Genomic DNA, 20,604 nt, shown 5'->3' on the forward strand with positions numbered 1-20,604 from the left:
GCGGCCGGTGCGGCGCGCCAGTGTCGTGGCTGTTGTTCAGGGGACCAACTGCCGCGACAACGGGACTCGACTATCTAGGGTACCAAGACCGGCCTTCAAGATGGCATGCTGGCATGGTGGCCAGTCAAACAACCGTAAAAACACTGCTCATCCTCGGAGCTTCCGGCGATCTCACCGGCCGATTGCTGCTGCCAGGGCTCGCCAGGCTCGTAGCCATGGGGCGCGCCGGAGATCTGAAGGTGGTGGGCGCGGGCTCGGATCCGTGGACTCCTGAGCAATGGCAAAACCGCGTGCATACGGCCTTTACCGAAGCATCCGTATCCTCGGACGCATCCGGAAAGAACGCCTTGAAGGACCTCGCGAAAACCACCACCTACCACCAGCTCGACGTCACCGCGGACGGTCCCCTGGCGTCTTTGCTGGCAGAGCTCGAGGGCCCCGTGGCTGTGTACTTTGCGCTTCCGCCGCATGTCAGTCAGCTGGCCTGTGCGATGCTGACCGCCGCCCAGATGCCGGCAGGAACGCGTCTGGTGATGGAGAAACCCTTCGGCTCCAGCGAGGAATCCGCCCGCGATCTCAACCGGATCCTGATATCGCTGGTTCCCGAAGACCATATCCACCGCGTGGACCATTTTCTGGGTAAGGCAACCGTCCTGAATATCCTGGGCCTGCGCTTCGCGAACAATTTCCTGGAGCCAGTGTGGAACCGCGAACACATCGAGAAGGTCGAAATCATCTTCGATGAGGACCTGGCCCTGGAGGGTCGTGCCCGCTACTACGACAATGCAGGCGCCCTCCGCGACATGATCCAGAGCCACTTGCTGCAGATCATGGCCCTGATGGCCATGGAGGCCCCGGCTAGCATCGGCGAGCGCGACCTCCGCGACGCGGTATCCGCCGTCCTCCGCGCCAGCAGCATCAAGGCCCCCTACGCGAAGTCCACCCGAAGGGCACGGTACACGGCCGGAAGCATTGCCGGCAGGAAAGTTCCGGACTATGCCAAGGAAGACGGCGTGGACCCGGCAAAGAACACGGAAACCCTCGCTGAGGTCCAGATCGAGATCGACAACTGGCGGTGGAAGGGGGTTCCCTTCATTCTGCGCTCCGGTAAGGCGATTGGTGACAAACGGAAGGAAGGTGTGGTCACTTTCAGGCGGGTTCCGCACCTGCCCACGGGTTTCTCCGGCGTCGACTCGCCCAATCAGCTCCGGATCGGCTTCGGTCCGGACACCCTGCAGCTGGACGTCGATGTAAACGGCCCGGGCAACATCTTCACTCTGGACCGCACCACGCTGAATGCGGAACTCAACGCCTCCGAGCTGCTTCCTTACGGCGAAGTCCTTGACGGCGTACTTACCGGTGATCCCCTGCTTTCAGTCCGCGGCGACACCGCCGAGGACTGCTGGCGGATCGTTGAGCCTGTTCTCAAGGCATGGTTCCGGGGAACCGTTCCGCTTGAGGAATACGACGCCGGCACTTCAGGCCCGGAGAACTGGCCATCTTCCGCTGCACCGCAGGATTGACGCCTGCGGAACGGACTGAACCCCCAACAATGAAGGGCGGGCCGGATACCTTTCCAGGTACCCGGCCCGCTCTACTTTGTTCTGGAACGTTTCCAGGACGGTGGCTAGATGGCTGCTACGCCGCGTTCCCCAGTGCGCACCCTGACCGCCTCAAAAACATCCATCGTCCACACCTTGCCGTCACCGGCGCGTCCCGTGTTGGAGCTGGCGATGATGACATCCAGGATGTCGTCGGCCTGTTCGTCGGTGGCCAGCACCTCAACCCGGATCTTCGGCAAGAGGTCCACGTTGTATTCGGCTCCGCGGTAAACCTCGGTGTAGCCGCGCTGGCGTCCGTAGCCGCTGGCCGCGCTGACCGTCAGACCCTGGACACCGTAGGCCTCCAGTCCTTCACGGATGGCCTCCAGCTTTTCCGGCCGGACGATTGCTGTAATCAGTTTCATGCCCCCACGCTTTCCTTGCCGGCGTCTGCCTTGGACTTCTGGCTGGCAACCGGGGCAGGATCCTCGAACTGGCGGCTCTTACCCGTGATCAGTTCGTGCAGCGGCTGGAAGCTTCCACCCTGGCCGCCAACTCCGAACTCGTAGGCCGTCTCAGCGTGCAGGCTGAGGTCAACCCCAACAGTTTCCTGCTCCTGGGAGACTCGGAAGCCCATGGTCTTGTGAATCGGGAAGGCGATGATGAAGGTCATGACGGCAGTGAAGATGATGGACATGGCTGCCGCGAGAGCCTGAGCAACGAGCTGGCTGGTGCCTCCGCCGTAAAAGAGACCCGCCGGGCCCTGGGTAGGCGTTGCGAGGAAGCCGATGGCCACTGTGCCGATAACACCTGAGACCAGGTGGACGCCGACGACGTCGAGCGAGTCGTCGTAGCCGAGCCTGAACTTCAGACCGACGGCGAGAGCAGAGGCGACACCTGCGGCTACCCCGAGGGCGATGGCACCCAGTGGTGAGACGTTGGCGCAGGCCGGGGTAATAGCGACCAGCCCGGCGACGACGCCCGACGCGGCGCCGAGCGAAGTCGGGTGACCGTCGCGGAAGCGCTCCACTGCAAGCCAGCCGAGCATTGCAGCCGCCGGGGCTGCGAGTGTGTTGATCCAGATGAGGCCGGCCTGCTCAACAGTGGCAGCTGCACCGGCGTTGAATCCGAACCAGCCGAACCAGAGAATTGCAGCACCCAGCATAACGAACGGGACGTTGTGGGGGCGGTGGTTCGGGTCCTTGCCGAAGCCCTTGCGGTTACCGATGATCAGGACAAGGATCAGGCCGGCCACACCGGCATTGATGTGGACCACAGTGCCACCGGCGAAGTCAATCACCGGAGCGAAAGTCTGACCGAACCAACCGTCCTTGGAGAAGAGCCCCCCGCCCCAGACCATGTATGCCAGCGGGGCGTAGACCAGTGTTGCCCAGATGGGGGTGAAGATAACCCATGCCGAGAATTTTGCGCGATCGGCGACCGCTCCGGAGATCAGTGCCACCGTGATGATGGCGAAGGTGGCAGCGTAGCCTACCTTGAGCAGATCCGCGGGGTCGGTGAAATTGTGCAGCCCGAAGTGGCTGAACGGGTTTGCGAAGATCTGGAAGAAGTTGTCTTCATTGCTCGTGGCCATCGAAGCGCCCCACAGAACCCACATGATGCCAACGGTTCCGATGGCGACGAAGCTCATCATCATCATGTTCAAAGCGGATTTGGCGCGAGTCATGCCGCCGTAGAAGAATGCCAGGCCCGGGGTCATGAACAGCACTAGTGCTGAAGCGACCAGGAGCCAAACGAGACCTGCGGTGAGTTCCATGGTCCACGTCCTCTCTTGCTTTAGTGCGGAATTTTCCGCTTGCCAACGCCTTTTGCGTTCTAAGAAGAGTCTGGTCGCGCTGTGTTTCGCCAGCAGAGGATTTACATTGCCGGGTTGTTACAACAACCTCCCGGAAGTAAATGGTGCATATCTGTCTTGTTACGGTTATGTTTCAGAGCTTCACCATCAGTGCACTCCACCCCATGGCAAGGACAACAGCACCATGATCCCCCGTCCCCGTACTGCCGCCGGAAATTCCCGGCCCGCTGCCGGATCAGTGACTATAAGGTCGAGGCTGCCCCGCGATATCAAGGTGATGCTCGCAGCGGCGTTCCTGATCGCCCTGGGATTTGGTCTGGTGGCACCCGTGCTGCCCCAGTTCGCCACAACGTTCGACGTCGGAGCCACGGCCGTCGCCGTGATTGTGAGCATTTTTGCGCTCATGCGGTTGGTGTTCGCCCCGGCGGGTGGCGCCTTGATCGGCCGTCTCGGGGAACGTCCCGTCTATGTGGCAGGCCTGCTGATAGTGGCTGCGTCGACAGCAGCCTGCGCATTCGCCCAGGACTACTGGCAGCTGCTGGTTTTCCGCGGGCTCGGCGGCGCCGGTTCTGTGATGTTCACCGTGGCGTCCATGGCGCTGGTCATCAGGCTGGCACCGCCGGAAAGCCGGGGACGCGTTTCCGGAGCCTATGCTTCCGCGTTTCTGATCGGGAACGTCTACGGTCCGGTCGTGGGCGGGCTGCTGGCCGGATTCGGGCTGCGCATTCCTTTTCTGGCGTATGCAGCCGCCCTGGTCCTGGCTGCCATTGTGGTCCAGACACAGCTGAGCCACACCTCTGCCACGTCGAGGCTGCAGGGTGGGCCATCCGGTGAGATGAAGCTCCGGGAGGCCATGCACCTGGGTACCTACCGGGCAGCATTGTTTTCCAGCTTCGCCAACGGCTGGGCGACGTTCGGCGTCCGGATGGCCACTGTCCCGCTTTTTGCCGTGGCGGCATTGGGCTCCGGTCCTGAAGCAGCGGGCATGGCGCTGGCAGTTTTTGCAGGAGGAAATGCCCTGGCCCTGACATTCTCCGGCCGTCTGGCGGACAGCCTCGGGCGCAGGCCCATGATGATATCCGGTTTACTGGTCACGGGGGCAGCCACCGCGGCCATCGGCCTGACCCAGGAGCTTGGCTGGTTCCTTGCCGCATCTGCCGTCGCCGGCATCGGATCCGGCCTGCTTGGCCCAGCGCAGCAGGCGGCCATCGCCGATGTGATCGGGCGCGAACGAACAGGCGGCCGGGTACTGGCGGTGTATCAGATGACGGCAGACATCGGAGCCATCATTGGGCCTGTCCTGGCTGGTGTGCTTGCGGATGAACTGGGCTACGGCTGGGCATTTGCCGTCACCGGCGGTGTGCTGCTGGTCTCAGCCGCAGCCTGGATGCTGGCACGGGAGACCATGCGGCGCCCGGATCAGCTGGCCGACTGACCCGTCTGGCTGGCAGTAGGTGTCGTTTTGAGCGCTCAGAACAACCTGCGGCTCAGTTGGGGCACTATCAGTTCAGCAGGGCATCCACAAAGCCTTCAGCGTCGAACGGCGCGAGATCGTCCGCACCTTCGCCGAGGCCGATCAGCTTGACCGGGACGCCGAGTGACTTCTGGATGGCAACGACAATCCCGCCCTTGGCGGTACCGTCCAGTTTGGTCAGCACAATTCCGGTGATGTTCACGACGTCGGCGAAGACCCGTGCCTGGTTTAGTCCGTTCTGGCCCGTGGTGGCATCAAGGACCAGCAGGACTTCGTCCACTTCGGCCAGTTTCTCGATGACGCGTTTGACCTTGCTGAGTTCGTCCATCAGGCCCACCTTGTTCTGCAGGCGGCCGGCGGTGTCGATCATGACCACGTCCACTTCCTGCTCTATGCCTGCCTTCACCGCCTCATAGGCGACCGATGCGGGGTCGGCTCCGACGACGTCGGACTTCACAGTGGGGACACCCACGCGCTGTCCCCAGGTGGTTAGCTGTTCGGCGGCCGCCGCGCGGAACGTATCCGCGGCACCGAGGAGGACGTCTTTGTCCTCTGCCACCAGCACTCGGGCCAGTTTGCCCACTGTGGTGGTTTTTCCCACGCCGTTGACGCCCACCACCAACACGACGGCCGGCTTATCGGCGTGGCGCTGGGTACGAAGGCTGCGGTCCATGGTGGGGTCTACCAGCCTGATGAGCTCCTCACGGAGCAGTTCCTTGACGTGTTCCGGCGTCCGTGAGCCAAGCACCTTCACCCGTTCGCGCAGTGCGTCCACGAGCTGCATGGTGGGTTCCGTGCCAAGGTCTGCGAGCAGGAGCGTTTCCTCGACTTCGTCCCAGACGTTTTCGTCAATGTTGTCGCTGGACAGCAGCGCCAACAGCCCCTTGCCCAGGATGCTGTTGGACTTGGCCAGGCGTTCGCGCAGCCGTGCCAGGCGGCCGGCAACGGGAAGCGGAGTCTCCACCGGAAGTACTTCCAGGCCGGCCAGATCATCAAGTGCATCCCGAGTTTCAAGAAGCTCGACGTCGACGCCAGCCGGCGCCTTGCGCTCCGGCGTCGCCGCCGGGCGTTCCTCAGTGAGTGTTCCGACGCCGCGGGACGGTACAGCTGGATCGTTTTCATCCCGCATCCCGGGGAACTGGGTCATGTTCTTCCGGGTCTTCATCAGGACCGGAATCAGCCCGCCAATAACCACCAGGGCAGCAACAATGGACAGAATAATGGGGAGGATGTCATTCACTCTCCAAGCTTCTCACAATAGCCATAGGCGCTGCGGAGCGGGTGCCGGTGGGGCAAACCGGATCAGGGCGCCGACTGGCGGCTCAGATGTTCGCACCCAGCCGTTGGCTGATCACGGTGGAAACGCCGTCGCCGCGCATCGTGACGCCGTACAGAGCGTCGGCCACCTCCATGGTCCGCTTCTGGTGCGTGATCACGATCAGCTGGCTGGACTCGCGGAGTTCCTCGAAGATGGTGATCAGCCTGCCCAGGTTGGTGTCATCCAGTGCGGCCTCCACTTCATCCATGACATAGAAGGGTGATGGCCGCGCCTTGAAGATCGCCACCAGCAGTGCCACGGCGGTCAGGGAGCGTTCGCCGCCTGACAGGAGCGAGAGGCGCTTGATTTTTTTCCCGGCCGGACGGGCCTCAACTTCGATGCCGGTGGTGAGGAGGTCGGACGGATCCGTGAGGACAAGTCTGCCCTCGCCGCCGGGAAACAACCGCCCGAAGACCCGGACAAAATGCGCCGCGGTGTCTTCAAACGCCTCGGCGAAAACCTTCTGCACGCGCTCGTCGACTTCCTTGATGATGTCCAACAGGTCTTTCCGGCTGGATTTCAGGTCCTCAAGCTGGGTGCTGAGGAACTGGTGCCGCTCCTCCAGCGCCGCAAATTCCTCCAGCGCCAGCGGGTTCACCCTGCCAAGTGCGGAGAGATCCCGTTCGGCCTTGCGGAGCCGCTTTTCCTGCTCTTCACGGACGAACGGCTTTCCTTCCGGAACAGTATTACCGTCGCCATCCACCGGCGCACGCAACGCCGCCCATTTGTCCCCGGACTCTCCTGCCGGCAGCGGCACCGGTTTGTCCGGGCCGTAATCGGCTACCAACACCTCTGATGTGATGCCGAGTTCCTCAATGGCCCGGGTTTCCAGCACCTCGATGCGGAGCCGCTGCTGGGCGCGCGCGAGTTCGTCCCGGTGGACAGTATCCGTCAATTCGGCGAGTTCGCGGGCGAACAAATCGTTCGCGGTGCGGATTTCCAGCAGCTCACGGTCCCGGAGTTCCCGGATTTCCTCGGCATGGTCGCGTTCCTGCCTGGCACGTTCGACGGAAACTTCGATGAAAGCGATGACCTGCCCGACTGCAGCGGAGACAGCAGCCGCCCGAGTGGCCTGGAGTCTGCGCCGGCGGGCCCGTTCGGCTGCTTCCTGCCTGGCCCGGCGCTCGGTGGCCGCGGCGCGCTCCAACGATTCGGCGCGGTTGCGGGTGGCGGTCAACTGCTCCTCCGCGCTACGCAATGACAACCGCGCTTCCATCTCTGCGGAGCGGGCCTGAGAGGCTGCCACAGCGAGCGCGTCCCGGTGCCCCGTGGACGGCTCTCCGTCCGCAGGAGCCTCCTGGGCCGCAGCCAACCGGCCGGCAATGGCGGAGAGGGACTCCTGTTCGGCGACAATGTTGGCCTCGGCCGTTGCCAGCGAGGCAGCCAGCCGTTCATTTTCCCCCACAGCGCTGCGCAGCACTGAGTTCAGGTGGCCAAGCCGTTCGGCTACTGCCGCCAGCCGGGCATCGGAATCATGCAGTTTGTCGAGGGCAGCGTCCGCCCGTTCCTGAGCTTCTGCCCGCCGCGTTTTTGCTCCAGCGAGGGCAAAGCGGTTGCGCTCCAGTTCACCGGTGACCGTGACCAGCCCCGCGACGGCGTCATCGACGGCGGCCTGGATCTCCAGCAACGACGGCGCCGTGGCTGAGCCTCCAGTGATAGCTACCGCAGTGACGATGTCGCCAGACATTGTGACGGCAGTCAGCTCCGGCCGGACTGCGGTTACTTCCGCTGCGACGCCCAGGTCCCGGACAACAACCGTAGACTCCAACAGGGCCCACACACCGCCGGCGCCGCCGTTCCCGTCATTGCTGTCACTGCTGTCACTGTGAAGAACCACCAGCTCCGCTGCCCAGCGGGCGCCCTGCGGAAGCCCTGAGTTGCTGGATGCTGTCTCGCCGGTAGGCAGGGCAGGTCCTGATACGCCGGTGGCCGACGCCAACAGCAGCGAAGCACGGCCGGCGTTGTCGTCCTTAAGAAGTTGGACGGCGTTGGCTGCTGTAACGCCGTCAGCAACAACTACGGCATCGGAGGCGGCGCCCAGCGCAGCGGCGATTGCCGCTTCGAAGCCGGGCTCCACACTGAGCATGGAGGCCAGCGTGCCGAGCACTCCGGGCAGGTCCGCACGCAGTAGGTGCTCGGAACCGTCTCTGCGGTTCAACCCAAGCTGCAGTGCATCGCGCCGGGCAGTCAGCGCGTCGCGTTCACGGACTGCTTCCCGTTCAGCGGCTTGAAGCGCATCAATCTGGACAAGAATCGATTCCAGCAACCCGCTGGCGTCCTCATACTCGGCATCCAGGGTTTCCTCGCCGTCTTCAACTCCCGCAACCTGGGTTTCCAGCGCCGTGAACTCACTTTGCGCGAACCGGCGGCGTTCCGCGCCCGCCGCCACGGATTCACGCAGCCGCCCGAGCTCGGCCTGGGCTGACTCTAGCCGCGAACGTGCAGCGCCCACCTGCCCGGCCAGCCGGGCCAGGCCTTCACGGCGGTCTGCTGCGGCCCGAAGCACTGCGGTCAGCCGCGTCTCCTCCGCATTTGCTGCCTCTTCAGCGCTGGACTTCTCCGCCGAGGCTGCTTGGAGGGCGCTGCGCCTATCCAGGATGTGGCGCTCCAGCTCGGCCTGTTCGCTCCTGACACGGACGGCCTGTTTGTCCAGTTGACCGGGATCCCGCCCAGAATCCGGAACGGCATCTACCGAACCCAACAGGCGGCATCGTTCCTGGGCAAGCGACCCCAGGGAACGCAGCCGCTCACGGCCCGCGGTCAACTGGTACCAGGTATCCCGCGCAGCGTTGAGCCTGGGCGTTGCCTCTGCAGCAAGCTGTTCCAGAGTCGCCTGGCGCTGCCGGCCGGCCTCCAGCTCCTGCTCCACCAGGGCACGGCGGGCTTTCAGCGCTGTTTCATCGGCGACGTCCTGTGCCAGCGATCCCTGAAGCTGGACAAGATCATCCGCCAGCAGCCGGGCGCGGGCGTCACGCACGTTGAACTGGACACTTTGGGCGCGCCGGGCAACTTCCGCCTGTTTGCCCAAGGGGGTCAGCTGCCTCCGGATCTCTCCGGTCAAGTCGCTGAGCCGCTGCAGGTTGGCCTGCATGGCTTCGAGCTTACGGACAGTTTTTTCCTTGCGCCGCCGGTGCTTAAGGATGCCGGCCGCCTCTTCGATGAAGCCCCGGCGGTCCTCCGGTGTGGCGTGCAGGACTTTGTCCAGCTGCCCCTGACCCACAATGACATGCATCTCGCGGCCTAGCCCGGAGTCTGAGAGCAGCTCCTGGATATCCAGGAGCCTGCAGCCCGCGCCATTGATTGCATATTCGGAGCCACCGGTGCGGAACAGGGTCCGGGAAATGGTGACTTCGCTGTATTCGATGGGCAGTGCGCCGTCAGTATTGTCGATGGTCAATGACACATGCGCACGGCCAAGGGGCGGCCGGCCGGACGTCCCGGCGAAAATGACGTCTTCCATCTTGCCGCCCCGCAGCGTCTTTGCACCCTGTTCGCCCATGACCCAGGCAAGGGCGTCCACAACGTTTGACTTGCCTGAGCCGTTGGGACCCACCACGGCGGTGACGCCGGGCTCAAAATCGAAGGTCGTCGCTGACGCGAACGACTTGAATCCCCGGACAGTCAGACTTTTGAGGTGCAAGGTGTTTCTGATCTCCTGAATGGCTGTGACGGCTGCTTTTCCTGCCCTAAATCTACTGCTTTTGGACGAAAATCCGCGGATTTGCAGCCTTCAGGGCAGGAGTTGAAGTATGACGGATCTCACTGTTTTCCCGATCGGGAGGAGATCCCGTCAATCAGCTTGCGGGCCCTGGCCTCCAGCCCGTCATCCACGAAGTCGTACACCAGCGAGGCTGCCCAGATGACAACCGTGGCCAGCACCCATCCCGTGAGGCCGCTGATGTTGAAGCCGCTGGAGAAGATGCCGGTCAGCATCAGGATCCCCAAGGTAGCCAGCAGGCCCACTATTACGGTTAGCGCTTTGCCTCGCAGCCAGGTTGCCCGGCTCCCTAAGCCTTCACCGCGTCTGGTCAGAAATGACGTGATGAGCGGCTTGATCAAAAGGGTGGCGGCCGTGAAGATAGCCACCGCCCCTAAGAATCCGCCGCCCAGCCGGATCCCGGGAAGGACCGACGCCACCCACAGCGTGATGGCATTGAAGATGAGTGCGATGCCAATGCGGATTGCCCAGACTTTCATGGCCACAGTCTTCCACCGCTTCGGGGCCTTCGTCAGGCCCGGCCGGCCGGCGCCGGCACTGTCTTTGGGCGCAGGCACTTCGGTGGGCCGTTACCAGCGGCCGTTACGGGGGCGCGGCTGGCAGACCGGGCAACTGTATGAGGACCGGTTCATGAACTGCTCGCGTCTGATGACGCTTGCCAGTCCTGTTTCAGCGCAGCGCAGGCATTCCTGCCCTTCCCTGCCATAAGCATTCAGGGATCGGGCGAAGTATCCCGAGGCGCCGTTGACGTTCACGTACAGCGAATCAAAACTGGTGCCACCTGCTGCGAGGGCATCCAGCATGACAGCCCGCGCGGCCTCAAGCACAGCCAGCGCATCGGCACGCCGAAGGGTGTCCGTGGGGCGGGCATAGTGGAGCCTGGACCGCCACAGCGCCTCGTCAGCGTAGATGTTGCCGATGCCGGAGACCAGGCCCTGATCAAGGAGCGCACGCTTCAACCCGGTCTTCCGACGCCGGAGGCGACGGTAGAAGCCCTCAAACGAGAAGCAGGGGTCCAGCGGATCCCTGGCAATGTGGGCTGCTTCCTCGGCAATCATCGGTGTGGGCGCCTCCGCCAAACCGCCAGGACCGCCGTCGTCCGTGGGGATCATGGAGGTGACAAACAGCCCGCCGAAGATGCGCTGATCCACGAACCTCAGCTCACCGGGCATACCTTCAACCGGGCTCAGGCGCAGCCTGACCTTTAGGTGTTTCTCATCCGGCACGGTGGGGTCCTGCATCAGCAGTTGGCCGCTCATGCCCAAATGAGCCATCAGTGCAACGGAAGGTACCTCGCCACGGGCCGCGGCTGAGGCATCTGACGGGCCGTCCTGCAACGGCATCCAGAGGAATTTACCGCGCCGGACAACGTCTAGGACAGTGGCGCCCGCCAGGTTTCCGGCAAAATCCTCGGCGCCGAGTGAGTGCCGGCGGATGGAGCGGGGGTCCACTACATCCACTGAAGTGATTGCCCTGCCGCGGACCCAGTTCACGAGCCCGCGGCGGACAACTTCGACTTCGGGGAGTTCGGGCATTGCGCCGCTTAGGCGGTTGCCGGTGATTCCGACGGCGATGCGCCGGAAGTGCCAGTAACGGAAGTATCGCTAACGACAGTGACGGTCAATGACCGCCAGGCGTCCGCTGCAGCTTCCTGTTCGGCTTCCTTTTTGGAATGCCCGGCGCCCTTGCCAAACGCCGTGCCGCCGATGAGCAGTACCGCCGCAAAGTTGCGGGCGTGGTCCGGGCCGGAGCCATCCACCGCATAGTGGATGCTGCCCAGCTGACGGCTGGCAGCCAGTTCCTGGATGCTGGTCTTCCAATCGGTGCCGGCGCCCAGCGCAGCCGCGTCCTGAAGGAGCGGGCCCACCAGTCGCATGACCAGCCGGCGCGCGGTCTCGATGTCGTTGGAAACATAGGTGGCGCCGATCAGCGCTTCCATGGTGTCCGCAAGGATGGAGGCCTTGTTCTTGCCTTCGGTGAGCTTTTCACCCTGCCCGAGGTAGATGTAGTCCCCGATTCCGAGGCTGCGGCCTATCCCGGCGAGCGCCCGTGTGCTGACCACGGCGGATCGGCGCTTGGCCAGATCGCCTTCGGGCAGCGAAGGGTTGTCGCGGTAGAGCGCGTCGGTGACCGAGAACCCCAGGATCGAATCGCCAAGGAACTCGAGGCGCTCGTTGGTGGGTATGCCGCCGTTTTCGTAGGCATAGGAGCGGTGTGTAAGAGCAAGACGAAGCGTCCCGGCGTCAATTGAGACACCGAGACGCTTCAGAAGCTCTTCAGTTGAAGACATCATGGTCAGCCTTAGGGCCGATTAGACGTCTGCGACCTTGCGGCCCTTGTACTCAAGGAACAGCGCAGTGCCAGCCGAGTCGGTAACGACCTTTGCCTGGTGCGGCAGGCTGTAAGTAACCTGGCCGTTCTCAATGGTCTTCACCAGGTGGGGGGCGGTTGCCTTCCACTGGGAGCGGCGGGCGCGGGTATTCGAGCGAGACATTTTCCGCTTGGGAACAGCCACGGCTAACTCATTTCTCTCTAGACAAACACGTACAAATCAATTTTGCCGGTCAGGCTTAGCCATATCAGCTAGGGCAGCCCAGCGAGGATCCAAGACCTCGTGGTGGTGCCCCGGCTCGTCTTCCAGGCGAGCTCCGCATTCGGAACAAAGGCCCTGGCAGTCTTCCCGGCACACCGGCTGGAACGGCAGCATGGTTACAACTGCGTCCCGCAACACCGGTTCAAGATCGATCAGATCGTGCTCGACTCGATATTGCTCTTCATCGTCTTCTTCGTCCGAAAGCAGGACGCCTTCGTAGAAGAAAAGTTCTTGCACATTGACCTCAAGGTCATACGCAAGGGGATCCAGGCATCTGCCGCATTCGCCGCTAACTTTGGCGATTACGTCTCCTGATACCAGAATTCCTTCGTGTACGGCCTCAAGCCTCAGGTCCAGCCCGATATCCGAGCCTTGCTTGACGCCAATGAGTGCCACACCAAGATCACTTGGTGCAGGTACATGTTCTGTCAGCGTCCGCATGCTTCCCGGACTGCGTCCGAGATCCTTGACGTCAAACACCAAGGGCGAACTAGCATCTCGTTTAATGAGAACTCCTGTTGAACATATGACCGACGTACCATCTTAGCCTGAAGTCCCCGGCGGACTCAAACCGGGTGGCAGTCGCGCAGTTATGCACTGCCGTCCACCGGGGATATGGGCCGCACCGGCGGCAGGAGGCCGTCGAGTACCTGACTAGCTTACCCTCTTGGCTGCTGTTCAATGGAAGGCGCGCCCGCAAGGAGCCGCTTGTGGACAGACCGGGGAACGTACTCCGACACGCTGCCGCCCAAAGTGAAGACTTCCTTGATCAGCGTGGAGGACAAATGCAGGTAGTGCGCTTCAGCAGGCAGGAAGACCGTCTCCACACCGCTCAGCTGACGGTTCATGGTGGCCATGGGCAGCTCGTAGTCAAAGTCCGACGACGACCGGAGCCCCTTCACGATCGCGGATACCCCGCGTTGCCGGCAGTACTCAGCAAGGAGCCCCTCTCCCACCGGTTCCACCACGATGCCGCGCAGGGAGGCCAGTGTTTCCTTGGCCATTTCGATCCGTTCCTCGAGGCTGAAGCGGTACTCTTTGGAATAGTTGGTGGACACAGCCACAATGACCTCATCGAACAAACTCGCGGCCCTGGCAATGACCTCGAGGTGGCCGTTGTGGATAGGGTCAAAGGAGCCAGGGCATACTGCGCGTCTCATGCTCCGAACCTACCCCATCCGCTGGCCGGGATACCATGACGGGATGAATCCGGAAGCTGAGCCCTTTACCGTTGCAGGAGGCGTAGTGCTGGTCACAGGCGCCGCTATGGGAATGGGCAGGCTGTACGCTCTCCGTTCAGCCCGGGAGGGCGCCGGGACGCTGATCCTGTGGGATGTTGACGCTGAGGGGCTGGCGAGTGTGGCAGCGGAGGTCACCGCATTGGGCGCGCGTGCCATAGCCATGCAGGTGGATCTGGCTGACAGCGCAGCCATTGCGGCAGCCGCGGAAGAGTGCCGCGCCGAGGGTCCGCTGACGCTGCTTATCAACAACGCGGGAATTGTCCGCGGCGCCTTCTTCTGGGACCACCGGCCGGCGCAGGACATTGCCCTCACCATGGACGTCAACGCTCTGGCGCCCATGTACGTCACGGTGGCTTTTCTGCCGGACATGATGGCCGACGCCGGCAGGCCCCGGAGGATTCTTAACGTCGCCTCGGCCGCCGGCACGGTGGCCAACCCGAAGATGAGCGTGTATGCCGCTTCCAAATGGGCCGTGATGGGCTGGAGCGACTCACTCCGCCTTGAACTTGAGCAAGAGGGCCACGCGCATCTCCGGGTCACCACCTTCTGCCCCAGCTACATCTCCACCGGGATGTTCGCCGGCGCCCTCGGCCCCCTGATGACACCGCTGATGACGCCTGACGACGCCGTCGGGCGCGCATGGCGGGCAACGGTCGCCGGCCATCCGTTGCTGATCGCCCCCTGGACCGCCAACCTGGGCAAGACACTGCGCGGGATCCTGCCGGTGCGGGCCTGGGATTTTGTGGGCGGACGGATCTTCCGGATCTATTCCAGCATGGACAAGTTCACCGGACGGACGCCCGCGTCCGTCACCGGTTCCCCGGCCGGAAGCAACGCCGCAGCCGGGGCAGAGAGAGGAACAGGCCCGAAGTGAATACCCCTGTCCCCGCACCGTGGCAGCGCGCCGCTGCAGGCGCTAACCTCCTGGCGCCTGACGGTGCGCTCGGTGTGACTATTTTTGAAGAGATGACCACCCTGGCCCTGCATACCGGAGCCATCAACCTCGGCCAGGGTTTCCCGGACGAGGACGGCCCGGCGTCCATCAAGGCGGCCGCCCAGGCAGCCATCGCCGCCGGCGCCAACCAGTACGCCCCGGGGAAGGGACTCCTGGAACTGCGCGAAGCCATTTCCCGCCATCAGGAGCACTTCTACGGCCTGACCCCGGACCCGCAGACGGAAATCATTGTCACCACCGGCGCCACCGAAGCGATCGCGGCGTCCCTGATGGCCTTCGTGGGGCCCGGCGACGAGGTCCTGACGTTCGAGCCCTTCTATGACTCCTACGGTGCCATCATCGGGCTCTCGGGCGCCACGCACATCACTGCGCCGCTGCTGGCACCCGATTTCCTTCCCGACATGGCGGCCCTGGAGACTGCATTCAGCGACCGGACCCGGGTAGTGCTGTTGAACAACCCTCACAACCCCACCGGGGCGGTCTTCCCCCGCGGGGTGCTTCAGCGCGTCGTCGAACTGGCCACAAAGCACAACGCCCTGATCATCACTGACGAAGTATATGAGCACCTCACCTTTGGTGTCAGCCACATCCCGGTGGCCACACTTCCGGGGGCAGCGGAGCGGACCATCACCATCTCATCTGCGGGAAAGACCTTTTCCTTCACCGGCTGGAAGATCGGGTGGCTGAGCGGGCCGGAGGAGCTGGTGGCGGCGGTCCGGACCGTGAAGCAGTTCCTCACCTATAGTTCGGGAACTCCGTTTCAGAGCGCCATTGCGGCCGGGCTGGCGTTGCCGGACGAGTTCTATGCCGGTGCTGCCGCCACGCTCCAGACGAAACGCGACATCCTCAGCGAAGGCCTGCGGGCGGCGGGACTGGACGTCTTCACGCCGCAAGGCACCTACTTCGTTAACGTGGACACGTCGCCGCTGGGAATCAGCGATTCGGTGGACCTTGCGCGCCGGTTGCCGGCGCTGGTGGGCGTCGCCGCAATACCGGTGCCCGTTTTCTGTCACCCTGAGGGAGCCGAACGAACCCGGAGCCTGCTGCGCTTCGCCTTCTGCAAAAAGACGGAGGTCCTGGAAGAAGCCGCTGCCAGGCTCGCTACCCTGCGGGACAAGCTCTGATGGCTGCAGCCAACGGCACCACGTCGGCACGGTTCCTGCGGACCACCGGGCAGCACGCCACGATCGAACCGGATGCCTTCACGGACGGCGCCTATGTGCTGAGCATCGGCGGGGCCGAACAGTCGCACGTGAACCTGTCCAAACCCGGGGAGATTTTCTACGAGTATCTCCGCCGGATCGGCAATATTGTGGACCTTGCGGCCCCCTCCGGCGAGCCCATCAGGGCCCTCCACCTCGGTGCGGGTGCGCTGACACTGGCCCGGTACATCCAGGCCACACGCCCCGGCTCCGAGCAGTACGCCGTGGAACTGGAACGCGAGTTGCTGGACTTCGTGCTGCAGCAGCTTCCCTTGCCCGCGGGCACCCGGCTCACCACCTTGATCGGTGATGCCAGGGACTCGCTGGCCGAGCTCCCTGGCGGGCTGCTTTTCGATGTGATCATCCTGGACATATTCTCCGGCCCGGAAGCACCGGAGCATATTGCCTGCGCCGAGTTCTACCAGGAAGCCGCAGCCAGGTTGGGGCACGGCGGTGTGCTGATCGTCAACGTGGGCGACGAACCCGGCCTCACGCTCGTCCGCAGCCAGGTTGCGGCGCTCCGCCGGGCCATGACCGACGTTGCGGCCTTCGCCGAGCGCGGCATGTTCGAGGGGCGCTACCCCGGAAACATCATTCTGACCGGCACGCAGACGCCGTGGCCGGCACCGTGGACGGACGAACTGATGGCGCGGGGTCCGTATCCGGCCTTGGTGCTGGCCGGCGTTGAACTGGACACACTCTCCGCCTAGCCAGTCCCGGTTTGGCTTGTCCCCAGTTCGCTGGTCCCCAATTCGCTTGTCCCGGCTTCAGAACCGTCACCATCAGACGCGACGGCGTCAGCAGGCTCGGCAAACCAGAGCCTCGTCTCGCCGTACTTCTTTTCCGCGAAACGTTCCATTCCCTCGGGCCACGACGGTTCCGGCGTCCGTGCCGAGCGTTCCACCACCACTACAGCGGCAGGGGCGAGATGCGGGGTCAGCTTGCCCAGGACGTCGCCCAGCGCCGGTTCGTCCAGAGGATATGGCGGGTCCAGAAACACCAGATCCCACAGGGTGCTGTCCGCAGCGCGCTCCAGGAACGATTCCACCTTCGAGCGGTGCACAGACACGGCCTTGCGTCCCAGTACTCCGTTCACCAGATCCGCGTTGCGCTGGCAAACTGCGCTGGCCTTGGCGTCAAACTCCACGAGGTCAACGAATTCGGCTCCACGGCTGCCGCTCTCCACGCCCAGCGATCCGGATCCTGCGTAGAGGTCCAGCACGCGGGTCCCGGAAATAACGTCAAAAGCGTCCAGACGGGAGAACAGCGCCTCCTTGACCCGGTCCGTGGTGGGGCGGGTCAGGGAGCCGGGTACGCTCACCAGGGGCATGCCGCCGGCCGCACCGGAAATGATGCGGCTCACGGGCGCGGCCTCATGGCTGCCGGCAATTTTGTGTTCGCTGGAGCATCCAGGGCCCGCACTGCGCTAACCGCGTTCAAGGAACGCCTCCTTCTCAGGGTTCAGGTATTCATCGATGGCAACGGCCAGGGCGGGGTGGCGGGCGAGTGACGGATCCCCGGCTACAATCGCCTGGGCGTCTTTGCGGGCGCGGGCAATAATGTCCTCGTGCTCGAGCACGCGCAACAGTTTCAACGTGGACCGTCCCCCTGATTGCGATGCCCCCAGGATGTCGCCTTCGCGCCGAAGTTTGAGGTCTTCCTGCGAGAGTTCGAATCCGTTCGTTGTGGCGGCGACGGCGTCAAGGCGGCGCCTGCTGGGATGGCCGGGCTCAAGGGTGGTCACGAGCAGGCAGGTACCGGGCAGCCCGCCGCGGCCCACCCGGCCGCGGAGCTGGTGGAGCTGGGAAATTCCGAAGCGGTCCGCATCCAGAATGACCATCAGGGTGGCGTTGTGCACGTCAACACCCACTTCGATCACGGTGGTGGAGACCAGCAGTTTGGTCTGGTTGGCGGTGAAGGACGCCATGGTCTGTGCCTTGAGCCCAGGATCCTGCCGCCCGTGCAGTGGCGCCAACGGGACACCCGCCAAGGCCGGCTCCTGCAGGAGCTGTTCGACGACGGCGGTCACCGACGCCAGTTCGCGCGCAGCCCCGTCCCCCTCCAGTTCCGCAGCGGTGGGTTCCGCCTCACCGGGACTGAAATCGCCGTCGTCGTCCGTACCGATCTTGGGGCAGACAACATAAACCTGATGACCGGCGTCGATCTCTTCCCGCGACCGTGACCAGATCCGGCCCGCCCAGCCCGGGTTTTCCACAAGCCCCACCACATGGGTGGTGATGGGAGCACGCCCCGCCGGCAATTCGTCGAGGACGGACGTTTCGAGGTCGCCGAAGACGGTCATGGCGACGGTCCTGGGGATGGGGGTGGCGGTCATCACCAGCAGGTGGGGAGGTTTGCTGGCCTTGGCGCGGAGGACGTCGCGCTGTTCCACTCCGAAGCGGTGCTGCTCATCCACCACGATCAGGCCGAGATCGTAAAAAGTGACGTTGTCGCTCAGGAGTGCATGGGTGCCGATCACAATGCCCGCCATGCCCGAAGCCGCATCCAGCATGGCCTGCTTGCGTGCGGCCGTGGGCATGGACCCTGTGAGAAGCGTGACCTGAACGGCGTTGTCACCGAATCCGCCCAGCAGCCCGTCCTTGGACAACGGGCCGAGCGTGCGCCGGATGGAGTCGAAATGCTGGGCTGCAAGGACCTCCGTGGGGGCAAGGAGCGCTGTCTGCCCGCCGGCATCAACCACCTGGAGCATGGCCCGCAACGCCACAATGGTTTTTCCGGAACCCACCTCGCCCTGGAGCAGACGGTTCATGGGGCCGTCCTGCGACAGCTCTTCGGACAGGGTCTTGCCCACTGCGGCCTGACCGGCTGTGAGGGTGAACGGCAGTTGGCGGTCGAACGCGGTCAGGAGTCCGTCGGGCACCGGACGCCGGGCAGTGGCGTCCTCGGCGGCCAGCTGGGCGCGGCGCCGGGCCAGCGCCGACTGCAGCACGAGTGCTTCCTGGTACCTGAACCTGTCCCGGGCCCGCTGCCAGTCCGCAGGCGTCTGTGGCGTGTGGATGAGGCGGTAGGCTTCGGCCACGGGCAGGAATTTCTCCCGTGCCGAGATTTCATCCGGGAGCGGATCTGCCAGGACGTCCAGATCAACGGTGTCCAGCAGGGTGGAAATGACCTTCTGGATGGACCAGCTGGTGAGTTTGGCCGTGGCCGGGTAAACGGGTATGGGCATGGCCGCGAGCTTTTCCGGATCCAGGCCAGGCGTGTCCGGATCCTCGTCCAGCAGCAGAAAGTCAGGGTTGGTCAGGCCAAGGCTGCCGCCAAACCGGGTGACTTTGCCCGAGAACATGGCCCGGCGGCCTGGCTGGAGTTCGGCCTTGGCACGGTAGCCGTTGAAAAAACTGACCTTGAGGGTGCCAGGCATGCGCACATCTATTGACGGTGACGCGCTGACGCCGCTTCCGTGGCCGGCGAGGGTGCCGGCGTGGGTGCCGGCGTCGTCGGAAATCACGACCTCGGTCAGGGAACCGCGGCGGGCTCGCATCGGCCGGGTGCTGTTGGACACCACGCGCGCGATCAGAGTAACTTCCTCATCCAGCGGCACCGCGCTGATGGGCGTCAGCTCGCCGCGGTTCAGGTAGCGGCGTGGGAAATAATCAAGCAGCCCGCCCACGGTGGTGATGCCGAGGTGTTTCTCGATAACAGCCGAGGAACGCTTGCCGATCCGGCGTTCCAGGCCCAGGTCAAGCTCAGCGCTCATGCCCGTAGGGGGTCAGTGATTCCGAGGCATAGGTCTCCGGACTGCGGGCGCCCGGGTCCCGTGTCTCCGGATCCCGTGGCAGGGCGAGTTCACTGATGCTGAGGTTAGTGGGATCGCCAAGGGAGCGGATCAAGGTGACGGCTGGGTCAGCGTCGGGCACATGGACGTGGACCCGCCAGCGATAGCTGCCGCCGGTGTCCGCTGCGCCGCCCACTTGGCTCATGATCACGGACTCTCCGATTTCGTCCAGCCGCTGACGCAATGTGGCGGCATCCAGCGGCGAAAGGCTGATGGTGCACATGACTTCCACGCCGTCGTCGTCCGGCATATCTGTGTGGATGTGCCGGTCCTGCAGGTCATAGCCGTGGAGTCCGTCCAGGAGCTCCGCCTGAAGCTCTTCACCGAGGACGGCGGAACGCAGGCAGTCAAGGATCAGCAGCATGCCTACGCCGCCGGCGTCCACCACATGGGCAGCCTGCAGGGCGTCCAGCTGGGCTTCTGTGCGGATTACGGCCTCAAGGGCCGCCTCAACGGAAGCGTCCAGCGCCAGTCCCAGCGCATGGTTGCTGTCATCACCGTGCTGCGCGGCGTCTACAGCCGCGGCGGCCAGTGACGCTGCTTCCATCACGGACAGCATGGTTCCCGGTACGGGATCACTCAACGCCGACCAGGCCCGGATCTGGGCCCGGTTCAGGGCTGCGGCAAGCAAAGGTGCGCTCAGTCGTGTGCGTCCGGCCAGCGGCTCGGCGGCGGCGCAGAGAAAAACGGAGAACAGCGTTCCGGAGTTCCCGCGGGCCTGCTCCATGGCCGCCTGGCCGGCCTTCGCCAGAACGGCTCCGACGTCGTTCTGGTCGGAGTCAGTGTCACGCAGGGCCACGGCGGCGGCGCGGACAGTGAGGTAGAGGTTGGTGCCGGTATCGCCGTCCGCCACAGGAAAAATATTGATGGCGTTGAGCCGGTCACTGTGGTTTCCCAGCGCAGTTTCGGCCTTCGCCAACCACCGCTTCATCGCTTGCGCGTTGGCGGCAATT

Annotated in this window: 18 protein-coding genes; 5 read left to right on the forward strand and 13 right to left on the reverse strand. The window is 64.0% G+C overall.

Going from position 1 to position 20,604, the window contains the following annotated elements; all coding sequences use genetic code 11:
* The first annotated feature begins 116 nt into the window (after positions 1-116).
* A complete protein-coding gene (locus ACQCST_RS12655) occupies positions 117-1,523 on the forward strand; it encodes a glucose-6-phosphate dehydrogenase (protein ID WP_426996114.1) in 1,407 nt (468 codons plus the stop codon).
* Positions 1,524-1,627: 104 nt separating this feature from the next.
* Here ACQCST_RS12655 and ACQCST_RS12660 read toward each other — a convergent pair whose 3' ends face one another.
* The gene (locus ACQCST_RS12660; RefSeq protein WP_015937412.1) at positions 1,628-1,966 is read right to left on the reverse strand and encodes a P-II family nitrogen regulator; all 339 of its coding nucleotides are present in this window, start codon (positions 1,964-1,966) and stop codon (positions 1,628-1,630) included.
* Positions 1,963-3,318 (reverse strand): ammonium transporter, encoded by a 1,356-nt coding sequence (locus ACQCST_RS12665; RefSeq protein WP_426996115.1) that lies wholly within the window; start codon positions 3,316-3,318, stop codon positions 1,963-1,965. The genes ACQCST_RS12660 and ACQCST_RS12665 overlap by 4 nt, the downstream gene beginning before the upstream one ends.
* A 316-nt stretch (positions 3,319-3,634) precedes the next feature.
* Here ACQCST_RS12665 and ACQCST_RS12670 point away from each other — a divergent pair, with 316 nt between their 5' ends.
* Entirely contained in the window at positions 3,635-4,792 is a 1,158-nt protein-coding gene (locus ACQCST_RS12670; protein WP_426999172.1) for an MFS transporter, read from the forward strand.
* A 67-nt stretch (positions 4,793-4,859) separates the two neighbouring features.
* Here the strand turns inward: ACQCST_RS12670 and ftsY are convergent, their stop codons facing one another.
* The 8 genes from ftsY to coaD all read right to left on the reverse strand — a co-directional run bounded on the left by ftsY (position 4,860) and on the right by coaD (position 13,620).
* The gene (ftsY, locus tag ACQCST_RS12675) at positions 4,860-6,071 is read right to left on the reverse strand and encodes a signal recognition particle-docking protein FtsY (RefSeq protein ID WP_426996116.1); all 1,212 of its coding nucleotides are present in this window, start codon (positions 6,069-6,071) and stop codon (positions 4,860-4,862) included.
* 82 nt (positions 6,072-6,153) lie between these two features.
* Positions 6,154-9,789 (reverse strand): chromosome segregation protein SMC, encoded by a 3,636-nt coding sequence (smc, locus tag ACQCST_RS12680; RefSeq protein WP_426996117.1) that lies wholly within the window; start codon positions 9,787-9,789, stop codon positions 6,154-6,156.
* Between the two features lie 119 nt (positions 9,790-9,908).
* Positions 9,909-10,346, reverse strand: coding sequence for a hypothetical protein (locus ACQCST_RS12685; protein ID WP_426996118.1), 438 nt, complete (start codon positions 10,344-10,346; stop codon positions 9,909-9,911).
* Positions 10,347-10,436: 90 nt separating this feature from the next.
* Positions 10,437-11,402, reverse strand: a complete 966-nt coding sequence (gene mutM / locus ACQCST_RS12690; protein ID WP_426996119.1) for a bifunctional DNA-formamidopyrimidine glycosylase/DNA-(apurinic or apyrimidinic site) lyase — start codon at positions 11,400-11,402, stop codon at positions 10,437-10,439.
* 8 nt (positions 11,403-11,410) lie between these two features.
* On the reverse strand, positions 11,411-12,157 hold the full coding sequence (rnc, locus tag ACQCST_RS12695) for a ribonuclease III (RefSeq protein ID WP_426999173.1): 747 nt from the start codon (positions 12,155-12,157) through the stop codon (positions 11,411-11,413).
* Between the two features lie 21 nt (positions 12,158-12,178).
* On the reverse strand, positions 12,179-12,382 hold the full coding sequence (gene rpmF / locus ACQCST_RS12700; RefSeq protein ID WP_003806041.1) for a 50S ribosomal protein L32: 204 nt from the start codon (positions 12,380-12,382) through the stop codon (positions 12,179-12,181).
* Between the two features lie 36 nt (positions 12,383-12,418).
* The gene (locus tag ACQCST_RS12705) at positions 12,419-12,943 is read right to left on the reverse strand and encodes a YceD family protein (RefSeq protein WP_426996120.1); all 525 of its coding nucleotides are present in this window, start codon (positions 12,941-12,943) and stop codon (positions 12,419-12,421) included.
* A gap of 176 nt (positions 12,944-13,119) precedes the next feature.
* Positions 13,120-13,620 (reverse strand): pantetheine-phosphate adenylyltransferase, encoded by a 501-nt coding sequence (coaD, locus tag ACQCST_RS12710; RefSeq protein WP_426996121.1) that lies wholly within the window; start codon positions 13,618-13,620, stop codon positions 13,120-13,122.
* A 43-nt stretch (positions 13,621-13,663) separates the two neighbouring features.
* Between coaD and ACQCST_RS12715 the strand changes: the two genes are divergently transcribed.
* The 3 genes from ACQCST_RS12715 to ACQCST_RS12725 are packed head-to-tail and all read left to right on the forward strand — an operon-like array spanning position 13,664 to position 16,568.
* Positions 13,664-14,575, forward strand: coding sequence for an SDR family NAD(P)-dependent oxidoreductase (locus tag ACQCST_RS12715; RefSeq protein ID WP_426996122.1), 912 nt, complete (start codon positions 13,664-13,666; stop codon positions 14,573-14,575).
* Positions 14,572-15,780 (forward strand): aminotransferase class I/II-fold pyridoxal phosphate-dependent enzyme, encoded by a 1,209-nt coding sequence (locus ACQCST_RS12720; RefSeq protein ID WP_426996123.1) that lies wholly within the window; start codon positions 14,572-14,574, stop codon positions 15,778-15,780. The genes ACQCST_RS12715 and ACQCST_RS12720 overlap by 4 nt, the downstream gene beginning before the upstream one ends.
* Positions 15,780-16,568: a spermidine synthase gene (locus ACQCST_RS12725; protein WP_426996124.1), complete on the forward strand. Its 789-nt coding sequence runs from the start codon at positions 15,780-15,782 to the stop codon at positions 16,566-16,568. The genes ACQCST_RS12720 and ACQCST_RS12725 overlap by 1 nt, the downstream gene beginning before the upstream one ends.
* Here ACQCST_RS12725 and rsmD read toward each other — a convergent pair.
* From rsmD to ACQCST_RS12740, 3 genes are all read right to left on the reverse strand, one after another.
* A complete protein-coding gene (rsmD, locus tag ACQCST_RS12730) occupies positions 16,565-17,221 on the reverse strand; it encodes a 16S rRNA (guanine(966)-N(2))-methyltransferase RsmD (protein ID WP_426996125.1) in 657 nt (218 codons plus the stop codon). The genes ACQCST_RS12725 and rsmD overlap by 4 nt on opposite strands.
* Before the next feature lie 63 nt (positions 17,222-17,284).
* Entirely contained in the window at positions 17,285-19,573 is a 2,289-nt protein-coding gene (locus tag ACQCST_RS12735; protein ID WP_426996126.1) for an ATP-dependent DNA helicase RecG, read from the reverse strand.
* Complete coding sequence (locus ACQCST_RS12740; RefSeq protein WP_426999174.1) at positions 19,563-20,582, reverse strand: DAK2 domain-containing protein; 1,020 nt, start codon at positions 20,580-20,582, stop codon at positions 19,563-19,565. Before ACQCST_RS12740 ends, ACQCST_RS12735 begins: the two co-directional genes overlap by 11 nt.
* Positions 20,583-20,604: the final 22 nt, after the last annotated feature.

This window comes from Pseudarthrobacter sp. N5 (assembly GCF_050157035.1).
In the GTDB taxonomy this organism is placed as follows: domain Bacteria; phylum Actinomycetota; class Actinomycetes; order Actinomycetales; family Micrococcaceae; genus Arthrobacter.